At 65.5% G+C, this 17,732-nt stretch carries 14 protein-coding genes and 1 tRNA gene; 6 read left to right on the plus strand and 9 right to left on the minus strand.

Features of this window, described 5'->3' with window-relative positions:
* The first annotated feature begins 94 nt into the window (after positions 1 to 94).
* Positions 95 to 2,722 carry a trehalase-like domain-containing protein gene (locus J7E80_RS10805; RefSeq protein ID WP_215051457.1) on the plus strand — a complete coding sequence of 876 codons (2,628 nt, stop codon included), beginning with the start codon at positions 95 to 97 and terminating at the stop codon, positions 2,720 to 2,722.
* A gap of 122 nt (positions 2,723 to 2,844) precedes the next feature.
* Here J7E80_RS10805 and J7E80_RS23795 read toward each other — a convergent pair whose 3' ends face one another.
* The 4 genes from J7E80_RS23795 to J7E80_RS10825 all read right to left on the minus strand — a co-directional run bounded on the left by J7E80_RS23795 (position 2,845) and on the right by J7E80_RS10825 (position 5,826).
* The gene (locus tag J7E80_RS23795) at positions 2,845 to 3,141 is read right to left on the minus strand and encodes a hypothetical protein (protein WP_251036735.1); all 297 of its coding nucleotides are present in this window, start codon (positions 3,139 to 3,141) and stop codon (positions 2,845 to 2,847) included.
* 218 nt (positions 3,142 to 3,359) lie between these two features.
* Positions 3,360 to 4,286 (minus strand): AEC family transporter, encoded by a 927-nt coding sequence (locus tag J7E80_RS10815; protein WP_215051458.1) that lies wholly within the window; start codon positions 4,284 to 4,286, stop codon positions 3,360 to 3,362.
* A 126-nt stretch (positions 4,287 to 4,412) separates the two neighbouring features.
* Positions 4,413 to 4,841, minus strand: a complete 429-nt coding sequence (panD, locus tag J7E80_RS10820) for an aspartate 1-decarboxylase (RefSeq protein ID WP_215051459.1) — start codon at positions 4,839 to 4,841, stop codon at positions 4,413 to 4,415.
* Positions 4,842 to 4,893: 52 nt separating this feature from the next.
* Positions 4,894 to 5,826, minus strand: coding sequence for a LysR substrate-binding domain-containing protein (locus J7E80_RS10825; RefSeq protein WP_215051664.1), 933 nt, complete (start codon positions 5,824 to 5,826; stop codon positions 4,894 to 4,896).
* Positions 5,827 to 5,966: 140 nt separating this feature from the next.
* Here J7E80_RS10825 and J7E80_RS10830 point away from each other — a divergent pair, with 140 nt between their 5' ends.
* Both J7E80_RS10830 and J7E80_RS10835 read left to right on the plus strand, forming a co-directional pair.
* Positions 5,967 to 7,430 carry an amino acid permease gene (locus J7E80_RS10830; protein ID WP_215051460.1) on the plus strand — a complete coding sequence of 488 codons (1,464 nt, stop codon included), beginning with the start codon at positions 5,967 to 5,969 and terminating at the stop codon, positions 7,428 to 7,430.
* Between the two features lie 227 nt (positions 7,431 to 7,657).
* Positions 7,658 to 11,182 carry a bifunctional proline dehydrogenase/L-glutamate gamma-semialdehyde dehydrogenase gene (locus J7E80_RS10835; RefSeq protein ID WP_215051461.1) on the plus strand — a complete coding sequence of 1,175 codons (3,525 nt, stop codon included), beginning with the start codon at positions 7,658 to 7,660 and terminating at the stop codon, positions 11,180 to 11,182.
* 145 nt (positions 11,183 to 11,327) lie between these two features.
* Here the strand turns inward: J7E80_RS10835 and J7E80_RS10840 are convergent, their stop codons facing one another.
* Positions 11,328 to 11,582, minus strand: a complete 255-nt coding sequence (locus J7E80_RS10840; protein ID WP_311380802.1) for a hypothetical protein — start codon at positions 11,580 to 11,582, stop codon at positions 11,328 to 11,330.
* 158 nt (positions 11,583 to 11,740) lie between these two features.
* Positions 11,741 to 12,595, minus strand: a complete 855-nt coding sequence (locus J7E80_RS10845) for a LysR family transcriptional regulator (protein ID WP_215051462.1) — start codon at positions 12,593 to 12,595, stop codon at positions 11,741 to 11,743.
* Between the two features lie 122 nt (positions 12,596 to 12,717).
* Between J7E80_RS10845 and J7E80_RS10850 the strand changes: the two genes are divergently transcribed.
* Positions 12,718 to 14,049, plus strand: a complete 1,332-nt coding sequence (locus J7E80_RS10850; RefSeq protein WP_215051463.1) for an MFS transporter — start codon at positions 12,718 to 12,720, stop codon at positions 14,047 to 14,049.
* A 23-nt stretch (positions 14,050 to 14,072) separates the two neighbouring features.
* On the opposite strand, the gene J7E80_RS10855 is transcribed toward J7E80_RS10850, so the two are convergent.
* A tRNA-Gly gene (locus tag J7E80_RS10855) sits at positions 14,073 to 14,146 on the minus strand.
* Between the two features lie 300 nt (positions 14,147 to 14,446).
* On the opposite strand from J7E80_RS10855, the gene J7E80_RS10860 reads away from it, so the two are divergent.
* Both J7E80_RS10860 and dcd read left to right on the plus strand, forming a co-directional pair.
* Entirely contained in the window at positions 14,447 to 14,893 is a 447-nt protein-coding gene (locus J7E80_RS10860) for an SRPBCC family protein (RefSeq protein ID WP_215051464.1), read from the plus strand.
* A 120-nt stretch (positions 14,894 to 15,013) separates the two neighbouring features.
* Entirely contained in the window at positions 15,014 to 15,589 is a 576-nt protein-coding gene (gene dcd, locus J7E80_RS10865) for a dCTP deaminase (protein ID WP_215051465.1), read from the plus strand.
* Between the two features lie 351 nt (positions 15,590 to 15,940).
* Here dcd and J7E80_RS10870 read toward each other — a convergent pair whose 3' ends face one another.
* Positions 15,941 to 17,125: a cation:proton antiporter gene (locus J7E80_RS10870; RefSeq protein WP_215051466.1), complete on the minus strand. Its 1,185-nt coding sequence runs from the start codon at positions 17,123 to 17,125 to the stop codon at positions 15,941 to 15,943.
* Positions 17,126 to 17,130: 5 nt separating this feature from the next.
* Entirely contained in the window at positions 17,131 to 17,613 is a 483-nt protein-coding gene (locus J7E80_RS10875; RefSeq protein ID WP_215051467.1) for a cation:proton antiporter regulatory subunit, read from the minus strand.
* Between the last annotated feature and the right edge of the window lie 119 nt (positions 17,614 to 17,732).

The raw sequence follows: 17,732 nt of genomic DNA on the forward strand, positions 1-17,732 counted from the left end.
CACGGCGGCAATGACCGGGATATTCAGCGGAAACCGGCGCAGCGGAGACTGAGGACATCAGATACCGCTTGGGGATGATCCGAAGGATTTTCGCATGCCAACTCCGCTCAACCAGACGGTGGCCGATTCCGCACTGCTGACGAAATCCCTGCCGCTGGGCCTGCTGAGGTCCTTCGTTCAGTCGGACGCTGCCGACGACGGACTCACCCCGCAACTGCTCGGCGAACTGAAAATCCTGGCCCGCACTCCGGGGCTGCTGGTGGCCTGCAACTACGGCGGAACCCTCTGCGACGCGGAGGGCATTTCCACCGAAACACTGCCCCTCGGCGGCGCGGCGATTGCCCTCCGGGCCTTGGCCGCGCTGCCCAATACACATGCGGCCGTCATCTCCGGCCGGTCGCTCCGGGACCTCGCCGCCGTGTCGCGGCTTCCCGCCGAGGTGCACCTCGTGGGGTCCCACGGGGCCGAGTTCGACATGGGGTTCGCCCACGGGCTGTCCCTGGCCACTGAATCCGTCCTGCAGCAGGCCAACCAGGCGCTGCTCGAATCCATCGGCGCCTACAAGGGCGTCAGCATCGAGCGGAAGCCGGTGGCGGTCGCCGTGCACACCCGGCCCGCCGCTCCGGCCGTGGCGGCCAAGGCCAGCAAGAAGGCGGAGGAGATCGCCCGGGACCTCGGACTGTTCTTCATCGTGGACGGCTCGGTGCTGGACCTGTCGGTGGTGGAGCCCGCCAAGGCCGAGGCTCTGGAAAACCTGCGGGCCAGGCTTGCGGTGAGCGCGGCCCTGTATGCCGGCGACGCCATGAGCGATGAACTGGCCATGGCCACCCTCCGTGGCCCGGACATGGGGCTGTGGGTGGGGGATCTGCCGAGCCGTGCCAAACACAGACTGCGGGACCCGGAATCGTTCGCCCGGGTGCTGGCCATCCTCTTTGAGCTGCGGCGGGCCTGGCTGTTCGGTGAGGATGCTGTGGGCCTGGAACGGCATTCGATGATCGGCAACGGCTCCTCCACGGCACTGCTCACGCCGGACGCCAAGATCTGCTGGATGAGCCACCCCCTGCCGGACTCCGGTTCACTCTTTGCGCATATTCTGGGCGGGGATGCCGCTGGCCACTTCTCGGTCGAGCCGGTCAAGGCCTCGCAGGTGCTGGGCCAGCGCTACGTGGACAGCACCATGATTGTGGAAACCCGGTGGGCGGACGTCACGGTGACCGACTACCTCGAGCCGGCCCCGGAAGGAATCACCAGCCTGGTCCGGGTGCTGTCCGGAACCGGTGCGGCGCGGGTCGTCTTCGCGCCCCGGCCGGACTATGCCAACGCTCCGTTCAGCATGGAGGCACGCGGCGGCGAGCTGCACGTTGTCGGGACGTCCGACCCCATCGTCCTGCTGGCTCCCGGCGTCAGCTTTTCCATCACCTCTGACGGGCGACACGCCACCGCCACGGCCGAGATCAATCTGCAGCACGGGCCGGTGGTGCTGAACCTCCGCTGCGGTGACACCGAGGCGCAGCGTCCGGACGGGACCGACGAAACGGTCCGCCGCTCCGCGGTCGCGCATCATTCCCTCCGCTGGGTGCAGGACCTGAAGCTGCCGTCAGTGAAACCGTCGCTGGTGCGCCGCTCGGCGCTGGTGCTGCGGGCTCTGGTCCACGAGCCCACCGGTGCAGTGCTCGCCGCCCCCACGACCTCCCTGCCGGAAGGGATCGGCGGCACCCGGAACTGGGACTACCGCTACTGCTGGCTCCGTGACGGTTCCATGACCGTCAACGCGCTGGTGGACCTGGGATCGACGGCGGAGGCTGAGGGCTTCCTCACCTGGCTGGGCAGGATCCTGGCCAATGCCCCCGGCCCGGAATGGCTGCATCCGCTCTACTCGGTCACGGGCGCGCCGCTGTCCACGGAAGCCATCATCGAGAGCCTGCCTGGCTATGCCGGCTCGAGGCCGGTGCGGATCGGGAACGCCGCGGACCACCAGGTCCAGCTGGACGTGTTCGGGCCCATCGCGGAGCTCATCCATAGCCTCAGCGAGATACGGGGTTCGCTGGCCGATTCCCACTGGGAGCTGATGGTGCAGATGACCCGCGCCGTGCTGGCCCGGTGGCATGAGCCGGACCATGGCATCTGGGAAGCCCGCCGGGCGCCCCGGCACCACGTGTACACGAAGGTCATGTGCTGGGTGACGCTGGACCGGGCCCTCCGCACGGCAGCCCGCCACAGCCGCGAGCCTGAACCTTCGTGGGCTCCCATGGCCGCCACCATCCGCGACGAGGTCCTCCGCGAAGGCTGGGACACCACAGCGGCTTCCTACACGGTGGCATACGACAGCCCGGATCTTGACGCGGCCGTCCTGCACATCGGCCTGTCGGGCATGCTCGATGTCACCGACCAGCGCTTCCTGGACACTGTCACCGCCGTGGAGCGGGAGCTGCGCGTCGGTCCCACCGTTTTCCGGTACAGGTACGACGACGGCCTGCCGGGCCTGGAGGGCGGCTTCCACATCTGCACGACCTGGCTTATTGAGGCGTACGTGGCGGTGGGCCGCATTGCGGAGGCCTGGGACCTGTTCGACCAGCTGGTCACCCTGTTCGGCCCCACCGGCCTCCTGCCCGAGGAATACGATCCCGGTACCGAGAGGCATCTGGGCAACCACCCCCAGGCCTACTCCCACCTCGGTTTCATCCGCTGTGCCCGCCTCCTGGACCGGCACCAGCGGGGTTAGCCGGCGCGGGACGCGGAGAAGATGGCCGGCGCGGCACCTTCCCCGGTGACGGGGTCTGGGAGGTCCTGCGCACGACCGGCGTGAACTTGAAGCCGTGGCCCGCGAAACCCCGCACCGACCCACTACCGGGCCGATACGGTCCAGGATGAAGTTGTGGTCCGCGGCGGGCTGGAACGACCGATGGTCCGGGTCCACGACAGGCCCCACTCCGTGCCACCCGGCCTTGATGCCTTCGCCCGGCGCTCGCCGGCTTCCGCCGTCGGCAGGAACCCGGCCCGGAGCCCCGCACTGTTCAGGGCGGCATGCATGGCGCCCTGTTGCGGGTCCGGACCGTGGTTTACGACGCCGGTGCGCGCCAGCAGCTGCTCGCCGCTTTCGTCCTCCAGTTCACTCCAGAGCCGGAGTGTTTCCGCCAGCATCGCGACGTAGTCCGGCTCGGAGTAGGCGAGGCCGAGGTTCCGGGTCGTGCCGTGCGATGCCCCGATACCGTCCGGGCCCGAACTGTTCCAGCAGGGTCACGTCCCGGCCGCGCCGGGCCAGCGCCATGCAGCAGCGGAGCCCATGGCCCCGCCTCCGATGACAACAGTGTCCAAAGTGTTGTTGTTCATGAGTCCTTCAAAATTGGGCATAGAGCCGCTCACGTCAGCAGCAGGGCCACGCCGATCATGGCCGGCACGGCCACCACGGTGGTGATCAGCACCGTGTCCTTTGCGGTGGTGAGGCCGGTCTTGTAGCGGGTGGCCGCCACGAAAACGTTCTGGGCCGTGGGCAGGGCGGACGTCACCACGACGGCGAAGAGCGCCTGGCCCTCCATGCCCAAGGCGAAGCGGGCGAAAACGAAGGCGATCGAGGGGTGGACGATGAGTTTGAAAACGCTCGCCAGCAAGACGTCCGCGCGGCGGCCTGTGGTGGATTGAAGGGGCTTGGAGCCGTTGAGGCTCATTCCGAACGCCATCAACATGGCGGGAATGGCGGCGCCGCCAATCAGATGAATGGGTTCCATGACGAGGGAAGGTACCTGCCAGCCCGTTCCGGCCACGAGGAGGCCGAGGCCTGAGCCCACAATCATCGGGTTCTTCAGGATCAGGACCACAAACCGGAGCGGCGTGGTGCGGTGCGCGCTCGTGGTCGCATCGAGGGCCATCAGGAGAACCGGGGTGAAGAACGCGAGCTGGAAGATCAGCAGCGGCGCAACGTAACTCGCGTCCCCCAGGACATACACGGAAATGGGGATGCCCAGATTCGCGGAATTGGCCAGCGAAGCGCTCATGCAGGACACCAGCGATTCGGGCATGCTGCGTTTCAGCAGGAACCTGACGATGATGAAGAAAAGGGCGGCCGTGGCTATGGCGCCAACCCCCGCCACCAGCAGCGGCGCGGCGAAAATATCATGGAGGCGGGCTTTGCTCAGGGTTTCAAAGAGCAGCGCAGGGCTGGCCACGAAGAAGGTCAGCCCGCTGAGGACCTGGCGTGCGTTGTCCCCAAGAATGCCCCGCCTGCCCACGAACATGCCCACGAGAATGATGGACCAGACAACAAAAAAGCCCGCAAGAACGCCTAGCATCCGGCTGTCGCTGACGGCTCGGAAGTGCAGGGGGCGGGGTCCACGACCCCAGCCTAATCAGATTTATTCGGCAAAGGATGAGCTTGTGGCAGGGATCTCGTTATTCGGGCAGCCGCAGGCGCACGCCTAGCTGCACGTGGCGTTGTTCAGGGCGAACGGCGGCCGCATCAGTCCAGGGGTCAGCCCTTCGGCGGGGTCGTTGCCCAGCTGGATGATCCTGTTGCCCTTGTCCACGTGGACTACCTTGGGCTCATAGGCCCTGGCTTCCTCTGTGGTCATCTCGGCATAGGTGATCAGGATGACGATGTCGTTTTCCTGAACGAGGTGGGCGGCGGGGCCGTTGATCCCGATCACGCCTGAACCGCGCTCGCCGGCGATGGTGTAGGTCTCCAGGCGGGCGCCATTGGTGACGTCCACGATGGCAACGAGCTCGCCGGGCAGAATGTCGGCAGCGTCCAGCAGGTCCAGGTCTACGGTGACGGACCCGACGTAGTGCAGGTCCGCGTGCGTGACAGTGGCCCGGTGGATCTTGGACTTAAACATTGTTCGGTTCATAACCTGAACAGTCTAACGCCGGCTCAGCGATGTGGCTGTGAGCCAGGGAACACTACGGCGACACTTCCATCTCGTGGTCTTTGGCGGCCGCGATCGAGGCTGCGGTGGCGGCCAGGATTTCGCGGGCCGCGAGGATCGCCGGGCGCTGGGCACTTGAGCGGCGCACCGACGTGAAGACCGTCCTGCGCGGTTGCCCGGGCAGTTCCATCAGTTCGGCTGTGGTGCCGCGGCCGGTCCACACCAGGTCCGGCATCAAAGCCACGGCGTTTCCCGACTCGATCAGCCGGATCTGCGCCTGAAGGTCGGCCGTTTCGAAGCGGACATCGGGTTCGAACCCGGCGCTCCTGCACGCCTGCTCCGCCCAATGGCGAGAGGCTGCGCCCCGTGGTTCCATCACCCAGGGCAGCTCTGCCGTGTCGGCGAGGGACGTGACAGCCGGCCGGTCCTCCGACGCCGGAGGAACCGCGAGCCGGATGGCATCACCCGTCAGCCGGACACGGTCCAGCTCGGGATAGCGCGGTGCGGCGTGGCCCGGGTACTGCTCTGCGATCACCAGGTCGAAGTCCCTGGCCCAGGTTTCGTGGAGCGCTGTTTCGGGCTCCCGCTGGATCATTTCGATCCTGACGTCCGGGTAGGTTTTTGCCATGCGGGTCAGGGTGTCCGGCATAAGGGCCAGCGCCGCGGACTGGAAGACGGCAATCCGGACCGTACCCGAGACCGTCGTGAGCGACGCGGCCAGGTCAGCCTCCGCCTGTTCCAGCGTCTCGAGCAGCTGCGCGGTGTGTGCCACGAGGACTTCAGCCTGGGGCGTGAGCTGCACCCTCCGGCCGGTTTTCCGCAGCAGTTCCACGCCCACTTCCTTCTCAAGGAGGGCCAGTTGCTGGGACACTGAGGAAGGACTGTACTGCAGGGCTGCGGCCACCTCTGCAAGGGTGCCCCTGATCTTCAGCTCGCGGAGCAGCCGCAGCCGCCGGACATCGAGCACAGCTGTCCCTTCGGTTAAAATAACCAATAATGTTCAGAAGTATTCACTTTATCTAATGCAAGCCTCCTTGCATACTGTTTTGAGTTACCCCCATCACATCTGCGTTTTTTGATGGGGCCGCATCTACGCAGGAGTCCCTGATGACCATACAAGACCCCACCCAGTCGATCATGAGGCGCAAGCCGATTGACGACATCGAAGTAGAGAACAAACACAGCGGGCTATTCAAGTCCCTCGGGCTGTGGCAGCTCACCGCCATCGGCGTCGGCGGCATTATCGGCGTCGGCATCTTTTCCCTTGCGGGCCTGGTGGCCGCCGGAAATGAGGACACGCCGGGCGTCGGACCGGCCGTACTGATTTCCTTCCTGATCGCCGGCCTCGCATCGGCCGCAGCGGCACTCTCTTACGCGGAGTTCGCCGGCATGATCCCGCGCGCCGGCTCTGCCTACACCTATGGCTACGTCGCCCTGGGCGAGGTGATTGGCTGGTTCATCGGCTGGGACTTGCTGCTTGAGTACATTGCCATTGTGGCGGTCGTGGCCATCGGCATCTCCGGCTACTTCGACGCGTTCCTGTCCGGGATCGGGATTCACATGCCGGTCTGGATGACGTCGACGCCGGATGAAGGCAAGGGGGGCATCGTGAACATTCCGGCGATCCTGGTCTGCCTCCTGGTCACCTGGATCCTGAGCCGCGGCACCAAGACCTTCGGCCGGTTCGAGCTGGTGGCCGTTGCCATCAAGGTGGTCCTGATCCTGTTCATCATCGGACTCGGCGTCTTCTACATCAACACTGAAAACTTCAACCCCTTCATGCCGGCCGGCTTCGGGCCCGTGCTGGCTGGCTCCGCCACAGTGTTCTTCGCCGTCTTCGGCTACGACGCCATGAGCACTGCCGCCGAGGAAGCCACCGACGGCAAGAAGCACATGCCCAAGGCCATCATCCTCTCGCTGATCATCGCCATGCTCCTGTACGTTGCGGCCACCCTGGTGCTCACGGGCATGCAGAACTACAGGGACATCGATCCCGCAGCCGGCTTCGCCTCTGCCTTCACCAGCGTCGGACTTCCGGTGATCGCGACGATCATCTCCGTGTTTGCCGTGCTCTCCATCCTGACCGTGATGCTGACCTTCCTGCTGGGTGTCACCCGTGTCTGGTTCTCCATGAGCCGCGACGGACTGCTGCCGGGCTGGTTCTCCAAGACGGACCGCCACGGCACGCCCCAGCGGGTCACCTGGATCGGCGGCATCGCCTCCGCGCTCCTCGCGGGCGTGTTCCCCATCAAGGCCGTTGCCGACCTGACCAACATCGGCATTCTCGCTGCCTTCGTGGTGGTCTGCTTCTCCGTCATCATTTTCCGCTACAAGAGGCCCGATGCGCCGCGAACCTTCCGGCTGCCGTGGATGCCCGTCATTCCAGCGTTCGGCGTTCTAGCCTCGGCGCTCCTGATGTTCCAGCTGCACTGGGAAACCTGGCTGCGCTTCGTCGTGTGGCTCATCATCGGCCTGGCCATCTACTTCGGATACGGCCGCAAGCACTCCCTGATGAACCCCAACAGCCCGCGCCACGAGGAAGCGGTCGAAATGCACCGCCCCGTGGGGTAGCGGCAACCCGCGTTCCATCCGGCTTCGGCAGGCCAACCGTCCATGGTTGAGCCTGCCGAAGCCTTTTAACCCCCGATTCCCAGCGTCTTTTCGTCCTGCCGGACAGCCGCAGGAATCAACGGTTTTTCTAACCTGTATCCCTCAGGATTGATCGCTTTATCTTATGTGAAATGGGGATCATACTGATGAATAAGAGGTCCCCATCCACGGAAAGAACGAGTACAGCCATGACCCACACTGCAACGGATCACCGCGTGAACGCAGGCAAGGACGCCGCTGCAACCGGCGCCGTCGCCACACTTTCCACCGCGTCCAGCATCGAAGAGGCGACGGCCCTGGCTGCGGAAACCACGGCACTGGTGCGCCGCTGGCTGACCGAGGCCGCCAAGGTTCCCGTGGACGCCTCCGCGGAGCAGCTCGCCGGTGTCCTCAAAGACCCGAACGGCCTCGAATTCACTGTCGGCTTCGTGGACGGCGTCGTCCGCCCCGAAGACGTGCATGTCGCCGCCCGCAACCTCGCAGCGCTGGCACCGAAGGTCCCTGCCTTCCTGCCCTGGCACATGCGCAGCGCCGTCCGCCTCGGCGGCACCGTGGCACCGGTCCTGCCGCAGGTGGTCATCCCGATCGCCCGTCGCGTCCTCCGCGAAATGGTGGGGCACCTCATTGTCGATGCCACCGACGCCAAGCTGGGCCCGGCCATCGCCAAGATCCGCAAGGACGGCATTAAACTTAACGTGAACCTGCTCGGGGAGGCAGTCCTCGGAGAACACGAGGCGAACCGCCGGCTCGAAGGCACCCACACGCTGCTGGCCCGCCCGGATGTGGACTACGTCTCCATCAAGGTCTCCTCCACGGTGGCGCCGCACTCAGCCTGGGCCTTCGACGAAGCCGTGGAGCACGTTGTCGAGAAGCTCACCCCGCTTTTCGCCAAAGCCGCATCGTTCCCCAAGCCCAAGTTCATCAACCTGGACATGGAGGAATACAAGGACCTGGACATGACCATCGCGGTCTTCACCAGGCTCCTGGACAAGCCCGAGTTCAAGAACCTCGAAGCCGGCATCGTGCTGCAGGCCTACCTCCCGGACGCGCTATCCGCCATGATCCGTCTGCAGGACTGGGCCGCTGCCCGCCGCGCCGACGGCGGCGCCGGCATCAAGGTCCGCGTCGTCAAGGGCGCCAACCTGCCCATGGAACAGGTGGAGTCCTCCCTCCATGACTGGCCACTGGCCACGTGGGGCACCAAGCAGGATTCCGACACCAACTACAAGCGCGTCATCAACTACTCGCTGCACCCGGACCGTATCCGCAACGTCCGCATCGGCGTGGCCGGCCACAACCTGTTTGACATCGCCTTCTCGTGGTTGCTGGCCAAGAAGCGCGGTGTGGAAGCCGGCATCGAGTTCGAGATGCTCCTGGGCATGGCACAGGGCCAGGCCGAAGCCGTGAAGAAGGATGTCGGCTCCCTGCTGCTGTACACCCCGGTGGTGCACCCGGCCGAGTTCGACGTTGCCATCGCCTACCTGATCCGCCGCCTCGAAGAGGGCGCCAGCCAGGAAAACTTCATGTCCGCGGTCTTTGAGCTTAGCGAGAACGAGGCGCTGTTCGACCGCGAGGAGGACCGCTTCCTGCGTTCCCTGGAGATGCTCGACGGCGAGGTTCCGCCGCCGAACCGCCAGCAGAACCGCAATCTTCTGGCTGAGCCCATGCCGCACGACCACTTCGTGAACACCCCGGATACCGATCCGTCGCTGCCCGCGAACCGTGACTGGGGCCGGGCCATCCTGGACCGCGTTCCGGCCTCGACCCTGGGCAACGCCTCCGTCGAGGGCGCCACCATCACCGACGCGGACACCCTCAACAAGGTGATCGAAACCGCCGTCGAAAAGGGCAAGGCCTGGGGAGAGCTCTCCGGCAATGAGCGCGCCGAGATCCTGCACCGCGCCGGTGACGTCCTCGAGGCCCGCCGCGCCGACCTTCTTGAGGTCATGGCCAGCGAGACCGGCAAGACCATCGACCAGGGCGATCCCGAGGTCAGTGAAGCGGTTGACTTCGCGCACTACTACGCCGAAGCCGCCCGCAAGCTGGACGACGTCGACGGCGCCACCTTTGTCCCGGCGAAGCTCACCCTGGTGACACCGCCGTGGAACTTCCCGGTGGCCATCCCCGCCGGTTCCACCCTCGCGGCGCTCGCCGCCGGCTCCGCCGTCGTGATCAAGCCCGCCAAGCAGGCCCGGCGCAGCGGCGCCGTCATGATCGAGGCGCTGTGGGAGGCCGGCGTGCCCCGCGACGTGCTGACCATGGTGCAGCTGGGCGAGCGTGAGCTCGGCCAGCAGCTGATCTCCCACCCCGCCGTTGACCGCGTGATCCTCACCGGCGGCTACGAGACGGCCGAACTGTTCCGCTCCTTCCGCAAGGACCTGCCGCTCCTGGCGGAAACCAGCGGCAAGAACGCCATCATTGTCACCCCCAGCGCGGACCTCGACCTGGCAGCCAAGGACGTGGCCTACTCCGCCTTCGGCCATGCCGGACAGAAGTGCTCCGCAGCCTCACTGGTGATCCTGGTGGGCTCAGTGGCAAAGTCGAAGCGGTTCCACAACCAGCTGATCGACGCCGTTACCTCCTTGAAGGTGGGCTACCCCGAAGACCCCACAAGCCAGATGGGCCCCATCATCGAGCCCGCCAACGGCAAGCTCCTCAACGCCCTCACCACCCTGGGCGAAGGCGAGAACTGGGCAGTTGAGCCGCGGAAGCTCGACGGCACCGGCCGCTTGTGGAGCCCGGGCGTCCGCTATGGCGTCAAGCGCGGATCCTACTTCCACCTGACCGAATTCTTCGGCCCGGTCCTGGGGGTCATGACGGCCGAGACCCTCGAGGACGCCATCGCCATCCAGAACGAAGTGGACTACGGCCTCACCGCAGGCCTGCACTCCCTGAACACCGAAGAGCTGGGCCTATGGCTGGACTCCATCCAGGCCGGAAACCTGTACGTGAACCGCGGCATCACGGGCGCGATCGTGCAGCGCCAGCCGTTCGGCGGCTGGAAGAAGTCGGCCGTCGGCGCCGGCACCAAGGCCGGCGGACCCAACTACCTCGTAGGCCTCGGGGACTGGACCAGCAAGGAAAGCACGCAGGGTTCAGGCGCGCGCATCACGCACCCGGGCGTGCGCCGTCTCATCAACGCGGTCCAGGGCGAGCTTGATGCGGCAGAGCTGGCGTCGCTGGAGCGCGCGCTGGGTTCGGACGCCCTCGCCTGGGCAGACGAATTCGGCACCGCCAAGGACGTCTCCGGGTTGAGCGCCGAGCGCAACATCTTCCGGTACCGCACCCTTCCGGTCACCGTCCGGCTGTCCGACGACGAACCCCTCCGTGCGTTCGTCCGCACGGTAGCCGCCGGCGTACTGGCCGGTTCGCAGCTGACCGTCTCCACCGGCGTCGCGCTTCCGGCGCAGCTCCGCGCGGTGCTGACCGGACTGGATATCCCTGTCACGGTCGAGGACGACGCCGCATGGTTGGCTTCCGCCGGCCGGCTCGCCTCCGCGGGCAAACTGTCCGGTGCGCGCATCCGCCTGATCGGCGGCTCCGCGGCTGCACTGGCCGAAGCGACCGGCGGCCGCCCGGATGTTGCTGTCTACCCGCACGAGGTCACCGAGGCAGGCCGTGTCGAACTGCTGCCCTTCCTGCACGAGCAGGCCGTCAGCATCACGGCGCACCGGTTCGGAACACCCAACCACCTGTCCGATCCAATAATCTAGCCGGGCATACGAAAGGGCGGGCACCATTGGTGCCCGCCCTTTTGGCGTTGGTAGGTTCTTCAGGGCATATGCACTTGAGGCCATATGCTCTTCAGGGCATGGACGCTTCAGTCCCCGCGCGTTTCAGCCCAGCATGAGCTTGATGTCAGCCCAGGTACCAGCCCGGGGGCGCCCAGGATGTCGGAACGCTGTGGGCGGAAAACTCTTCGCACCGGGTGCAGGTGTAGGCAACTTCGCCCATCGTCCTGACGGTGCCATCATGGCGGAATTTGGGCGGAACGAAAGACTCAAGGTAGATGAACTCGTCTGTTCCGCACTTGTCGCAGTTGGGCTTGCCTACGTACTCGGTGTCCACTGTCATGGAGTGGTGGGGGAAGTGGCGGTTTGCGGCTGTGGTCACGGTCTGCCTATCCCGAAGCGTGCCCGCGGCGTTGCTGGACACGTTTCGTCATCGAAAATGTGCCGTCAGCCTCTGCATGACCTCCAACAGTCAACAGCATAGGCGAGCTGCGAACCGTTATCAATCATTTTTATGCCCGTACCCGGTGCAGGTACGGCTCAAACCTGCTTCTTCAGGGTCCTCCCCATGATGGCCTGGGTCAGTGCGTCGATGACCTCGGCGTTCGCCAGCGGGTTTCGGATCAGGGTGAAATCGACGTCGCCCACGGGCGGCAGCTCGAAGCGGCGGGTGATGATTTTCAGGTCCTCCGGCACCAGGGATGAGGGCATGACTGCCACGCCGATTCCTGCGCGGACGGCCGCGAGCACCGCGCTGATCTGCTTGGTGGTGCAGGTGATGCGCCAGGTCCGGCCCGTGGATTCAAGGGCGTCGATGGCGAGCTTGCGGCTCAGGCTCGGCGAAGGATACGCGATGAGGGGTACCGGATCACCCGGTTCCAGCGTGGTTTGCTCCAGGCCCACCCAGGAAAAGGAGTCGTGCTGGACCACGGTGCCGTCCTTCGCCCCGGCCACCCACTTCACGAACACGAGGTCCAGTTGCCCCGAGTTGAGCCGCTTGTAGAGCTGGTCGCTTTGGCCGACTGTGAGCTCCAGGTTGATCTGCGGATAGATCTGCCGGAACTCCCTGAGGATGCGCGGCAGCCCGGTGATGGCGAGGTCGTCGGCCGTGCCGAACCGGAGGCGCCCGCGCATCGCTGACCCCGAGAAGTAGCGTGCTGCGGCGTCATGGGCCGAGAGGATGCTCCGGGCGAACCCGGCCATGGCGTCTCCGTTGTCCGTCAGCCGGACGTCCCGGGTGTCCCGCGTGATCAGCACGCGCTTGGCGGCCGTCTCGAGCTTGCGGACGTGCTGGCTGACTGTCGGCTGGGCCAGTCCCAGGCGGTCCGCGGCCTTTGTGAAGCTCAGCGTTTCGGCCACGGCGAGGAACGATCGGAGCTGGGCCGGTTCGAACATGCGGACTCCGTCCTCATTGCGTTCCGCAATGCTAGTTATACGAGCAATACCCTTCCACAATCTTCAGGGACAACCATAGCGTTAGAGGCATCCCCGCCAGCCCGCTCTCCTGAGGACTTCCTGTGACACCCCCACCGCCGTCAACGGCCACCGTCACCCAGCCCATCGCCGTCGTCAATGAACGCCTCCCGTGGCGCCACACGTTCATCTCCCTCCGCGTTCCCAACTTCCGGATCTTCGCCATCGGTCACTTCGTGGCGGTCGTTGCACTGTGGATGCAGCGGATTGCCCAGGACTGGTTGGTGCTGCAGCTCTCCGGTTCCGTCACCGCCGTCGGCATCACCGTGGCGCTGCAGTTCACACCGTCACTGGTGCTGGGCCCCTGGGGCGGGATGATCGCCGACCGGTTTGCGAAGCGCAGGATCCTGATCGTGTGCCAGTCCCTGGCGGCGGTGCTGGCAGCGGCCCTCGCCGTGCTCGCGCTCAGCGGCAGAATCGAGGTCTGGCACGTGTATGTCCTTGCATTCGTGCTAGGCCTGGTGACAGTGCTGGACCAGCCCGCCCGGCAGGTGTTCGTCCATGAGCTCGTGGGGCCACAGCATTTGCGCAACGCCATCAGCGTGAACTCGACGACGTTCCAGCTGGGCGGTCTGATCGGGCCGGCCCTCGCGGGCGTGCTGCTCACCGCCGTCGGCGCGGGCTGGGCCTTTGCTGCCAACGCGCTAGCGTGCTGCTCCACCGTGACCATGCTGCTGCTCCTGCGCCGGGACGAGCTGTTTGTCAGCCCGCCCGCGCCAAAGAGCAAGGGCATGGTCCGCGAAGGGCTGCGGTATGCGCTCAGCAAGCCCACCATTTACTGGCCGTGGCTGATGGCGGGCTTCATTGCCGTATTCGCTATGAGCCTGCCTGTGCTGCTGGCCGCCTTCGCGGACCGGGTGTACGGCATCGGTGCCGGCGGCTACGGGATGCTGAACGCCCTGGTTGCTTTGGGTGCGCTGGCAGGGGCGGTCGCCTCCACCCGGCGTCGGCGGCTCCGGCTGCGGTCCGTGGTCCTGGGTGCCGGAATGTATGGGCTCATGCTGTGCCTGTCAGCCTTCGCGCCGTCGCTTGCGTGGTTCGGGGCCGCCATGGTGCTGTCCGGATTCTGGTGCCTGATGTTCCTCACCGCATCCAACCAGCTCGTCCAGATCAGCTCGAACATGGCGATCAGGGGCCGCGTGATGAGCCTGTACATCATGGTGCTGATCGGCGGCCAGGCCATCGGCGGACCAATGATCGGAAGCATCGCAGAACACCTTGATCCGCAAACCGCCCTGCTGGTGGCAGGCGGGGTGCCGGCGCTCGCGGCGGCGACAGTCGCCGTCGTGCTGGCCCGCCGGGGTGAGCTGAAGCTCAAGGTGGATTTCCGGGACCGGCGGCGCCTGCTGCGGGTGGTCCAGCGGCCGGCCGGGTAACGGTTGGCTTGGGCGTTGGAAAATGGAGCGGCTGACGGGAATCGAACCCGCGTATCGAGCTTGGGAAGCTAGCGCTCTACCATTGAGCTACAGCCGCATGCACCGGATTTCGCCGGGGCAGAACCTAGCTTAGCGCAGTTGCCGGGCGGGGTTGCCCACCGGATCTCCGTGTCCCCGCCCTAGGTGGCAAACATCCGGTGGCAAACGTCCGGTGGGGAACGTCCGCGGTGGCAGAATGTCGCCCGTCTGGCATCCCGTAACTCTTCGGTAAAGACCCAATCCGCCTTCTCCGGGCTGACCGCGGCCATGGCTATCCTGAAGTCCGTTGGCTGCGGACCTTTCCACAGGAAGAGGGGAACCGGCTCTACGGACAGGCCCGACGTCGGAATAGGATCCTATGGCATTTGCGGAACACGAGGTGTACGTTCAGCGCGACGCCATGACCGTCTACTCGTTCCTGCTGGACGTACTGAACATCCCGTCGTGGCAGCCGAATATCCGCAGCACCAGCCTCAACTCGGGCGTCGCCGGGCGGCCAGGAGCCAGATACCAAGTGACAATGGTTGGCCCGCGGGGCCGTCCGGTCGCGGGGGATTTCGAGATCACGGAGGCGCGGCCCGGCGCTGAAATCCAGTTCCAGGTGGTTGCCGGCCCGTCACTGCCGCACGGCGGTTTCTATCTCAGCACGGAAGGCAGCGGAACCAGGGTGCGCTTTGCACTGGAAACCCCGCTGAAGGGTCTCCGGAGTTTCACCCGCCCCGCCGTCCAACGGAGGCTGCAGCAAGCAGTTGCGCACCTTGAGCGGCTCCCGGAAGTCATGGAAGGGCGTCCGACGGCGGACTAAGGCTTCGCCGCCGACGCTGCGGTTCCGTGAGGCTATCGAGATTTCGGACCGTCCGACCTGGTTGGTGTTGTCGGTACATCAATGGAAGGGTGCGGTGGCAGCAATGATATTTTGGTAGGCGTGCTGATCTCTGACCGCGACATTCGTGCCGAAATTGATTCCGAACGGATCGTCCTGTACCCGTACGACTCCGCGATGGTCCAGCCGTCCTCGGTGGATGTTCGGATTGACCGCTTTTTCCGGCTGTTCGACAACCACAAATATGCGCACATCGACCCCGCGGAAGAGCAGCCCGAGCTGACCCGTCTGGTGGAGGTGGAGGAGGGCGAACCTTTCATCCTGCACCCGGGCGAATTTGTGCTGGGCTCCACGTACGAAACCGTCACGCTGCCTGACGACATCGCCGCCCGCCTGGAGGGCAAGTCCTCCCTCGGCCGGCTGGGCCTGCTGACGCACTCCACCGCAGGCTTCATCGACCCCGGATTCTCCGGTCACGTCACGCTGGAGCTGTCCAACATGGCCACGCTCCCCATCAAGTTGTGGCCCGGCATGAAGATCGGCCAGCTCTGCTTCTTCCGGCTGACTTCTGCCGCCGAATTCCCGTACGGTTCCGGCGAGTACGGCAACCGCTACCAGGGCCAGCGCGGGCCTACGGCCAGCCGCAGCCACCTGAACTTCCACCGCACGGATATCTAGCGCCCTCTGTTTTCGCGGCCGCCTGCGCACCTGCGCCGAGGGGTGAGGTCTCGGCACTTGGACTCCGCTTAAGCGCCGAGCATCGGACACACTCCGCTGCGTCACTACTCCTCCCCACTGTGGATGACCGGAACTGACCTTCCGGATGTGCCCACAATGGCCCATGAGGAAGCCGCGGCCACCTAGCTCCGGCTTCCCCTTGGGCGGCTCAGCCTGCCCGAGCCCGCACTGAGCTATGTGATCGTTGACTCCACCGGCTGGAACTGGCCTGCCCGGACCTGGCCTTCCCGAACTTCAAGGTTGCAGTTAACTACGATGGCCGGCATCACCTGGAGCCCCGCGCGGCGGACCTTAGGCGGGGATGGCGTCAGGAGTTGCCGGCCGGGTGAATTTCTGCAGCACGGGCTCCACGTACCGGGCAGCAAGCGGGCCAAGGATCGCCATGAGCAGGACATAGGCCGTTGCAAGGGCGGCAAGTTCGGTGGACGCGGCCCCGGACGCCACAGCCAGGCCCGCGATGACGATCGAGAACTCGCCGCGGGCAATGAGTGCAGCTCCTGCGCGGAACCGGCCGCGCCGTGCAATGCCTGCCCGCTTGCCCGCCCACACCCCGGTGATCATCTTCGTGGCGGCGGTGACTGCGGCCAGGACGAGCGCCCAGCCGAGTACTGGGGGGATGGATGCCGGGTCCGTGTTGAGTCCGAAGGCCACGAAGAAGATGGCAGCGAACAGGTCGCGCAGCGGCTCAAGGATCCGGGTTGCGCTGTCGGCCGTCGCGCCTGAAATGGCGATGCCGAGCAGGAAGGCACCAACCGCAGCCGACACCTGCAACGCCGACGCCAAACCTGCAACCAGAAGCGCGGCGCCCAGCAGGTTGAGGAGGAAGACCTCGGAATTTTCACTGTGCACTGCCTGGGAGACGCGATGGCCGTGCCGTAGCGCCACCGCCAGCACCACTGTGACCACGGCCAGTGAAATGCCGACGGTCACCAACCCTTCGAGGAAGCTGATCCCTGCCAGCGTTGCGGTGAGAATCGGCAGGTACATGGCCATCGCCAGGTCCTCGAACACCAGGATCGAGAGAATCACCGGCGTTTCCCTGTTACCGATGCGGCCAAGGTCAGTGATGACCTTGGCCGCAATGCCGGAGGAAGAGATATAGGTGATTCCGCCCATCACCATTGCGCCTACTGGGCCCCATCCCAGCATCACGGCAAGGGCTGCTCCGGGAAGGAAGTTCAAGACAAGGTCCAGGACGCCGCCCTGCCAGGAGCGCCGCATCCCGATGACCAGCTCTGACGCCGAATATTCCAGTCCGAGCATTAACAGCAGCAGGATCACACCGATCTCGCCGGAGAGATGCGCGAAACTCTGCATGCCTTCAAGCTTCATCAGCCCGCCGGCGCCGAAGAACAGGCCCCCCACCAGGTACAACGGGATGGGCGACATGCCGATCCGCCCCGCGAGCCGGGCCAGGAGACCGAGGCAGAACACGACGGCCCCCAGTTCAACGAGGGTCAGTGCCAGCTCATTCATCGGCGTCAGCCGTTGCGCAGGATATCGGCCGCTGTATCAAGCCCTTCTTGCGTACCGACGGCGACGAGCAAATCGCCTGTGTGAAGAACGACGTCGGGCCCCGGCGAGGGGACCACTTCACCTTCACGCATGATCGCCACAATTGAAACGCCGCACCGGGTCCGAATGCATGCCTTGCCCATGGGCTGGTTTTGGAACGGTGAGTCCGCGGTGATCGAGAACTGCCTCGTCACGATCCCCGGGACCTCTTTGTGGGCTTCGGTGAGCTGCATGGCCAGGTGCTGGCCGCCCAACAGGTTGCCGAGCGTGGCGGCTTCATCACCGGTCAGAGGAATCGATGCCTGGCAAGTGTCCGGATCGTCCCAGGTGGAAACGAACAGTTCTGTCTGCCCTTCGCGCAGCTCCACTACGCCGATCCTCCGGCCGGAGGCCGTCATGAAGTCCTTGCGCCTGCCGAGGCCGGGGAGGTCCGTCTCTTCCACGTTCATAACATCAGCGTAGTCCGCGAAGGGACAGTTAAGGCCTCATTTTCGCTCCGAAACGGGGCCACAATTGTCCCTTGGCGCCAGGGCGGAGCCGGGTGGGGCGCCTCAGCCGTCCGCTTGAG

Origin of the sequence: Arthrobacter sp. ISL-28, from assembly GCF_018613875.1 — a bacterium.
GTDB lineage: Bacteria > Actinomycetota > Actinomycetes > Actinomycetales > Micrococcaceae > Arthrobacter.

Coding starts and splice junctions, on each gene's coding strand:
- J7E80_RS10875 (WP_215051467.1), bottom strand. CDS start 17,613: ATGAACGTGGAAGAGACGGACCTCCCCGGCCTCGGCAGGCGCAAGGAC.
- J7E80_RS10860 (WP_215051464.1), top strand. CDS start 14,447: ATGGCATTTGCGGAACACGAGGTGTACGTTCAGCGCGACGCCATGACC.
- J7E80_RS23795 (WP_251036735.1), bottom strand. CDS start 3,141: ATGCTGGCGGAAACACTCCGGCTCTGGAGTGAACTGGAGGACGAAAGC.
- J7E80_RS10805 (WP_215051457.1), top strand. CDS start 95: ATGCCAACTCCGCTCAACCAGACGGTGGCCGATTCCGCACTGCTGACG.
- J7E80_RS10845 (WP_215051462.1), bottom strand. CDS start 12,595: ATGTTCGAACCGGCCCAGCTCCGATCGTTCCTCGCCGTGGCCGAAACG.
- J7E80_RS10835 (WP_215051461.1), top strand. CDS start 7,658: ATGACCCACACTGCAACGGATCACCGCGTGAACGCAGGCAAGGACGCC.
- panD (WP_215051459.1), bottom strand. CDS start 4,841: ATGAACCGAACAATGTTTAAGTCCAAGATCCACCGGGCCACTGTCACG.
- J7E80_RS10870 (WP_215051466.1), bottom strand. CDS start 17,125: ATGAATGAGCTGGCACTGACCCTCGTTGAACTGGGGGCCGTCGTGTTC.
- J7E80_RS10815 (WP_215051458.1), bottom strand. CDS start 4,286: ATGCTAGGCGTTCTTGCGGGCTTTTTTGTTGTCTGGTCCATCATTCTC.
- J7E80_RS10830 (WP_215051460.1), top strand. CDS start 5,967: ATGACCATACAAGACCCCACCCAGTCGATCATGAGGCGCAAGCCGATT.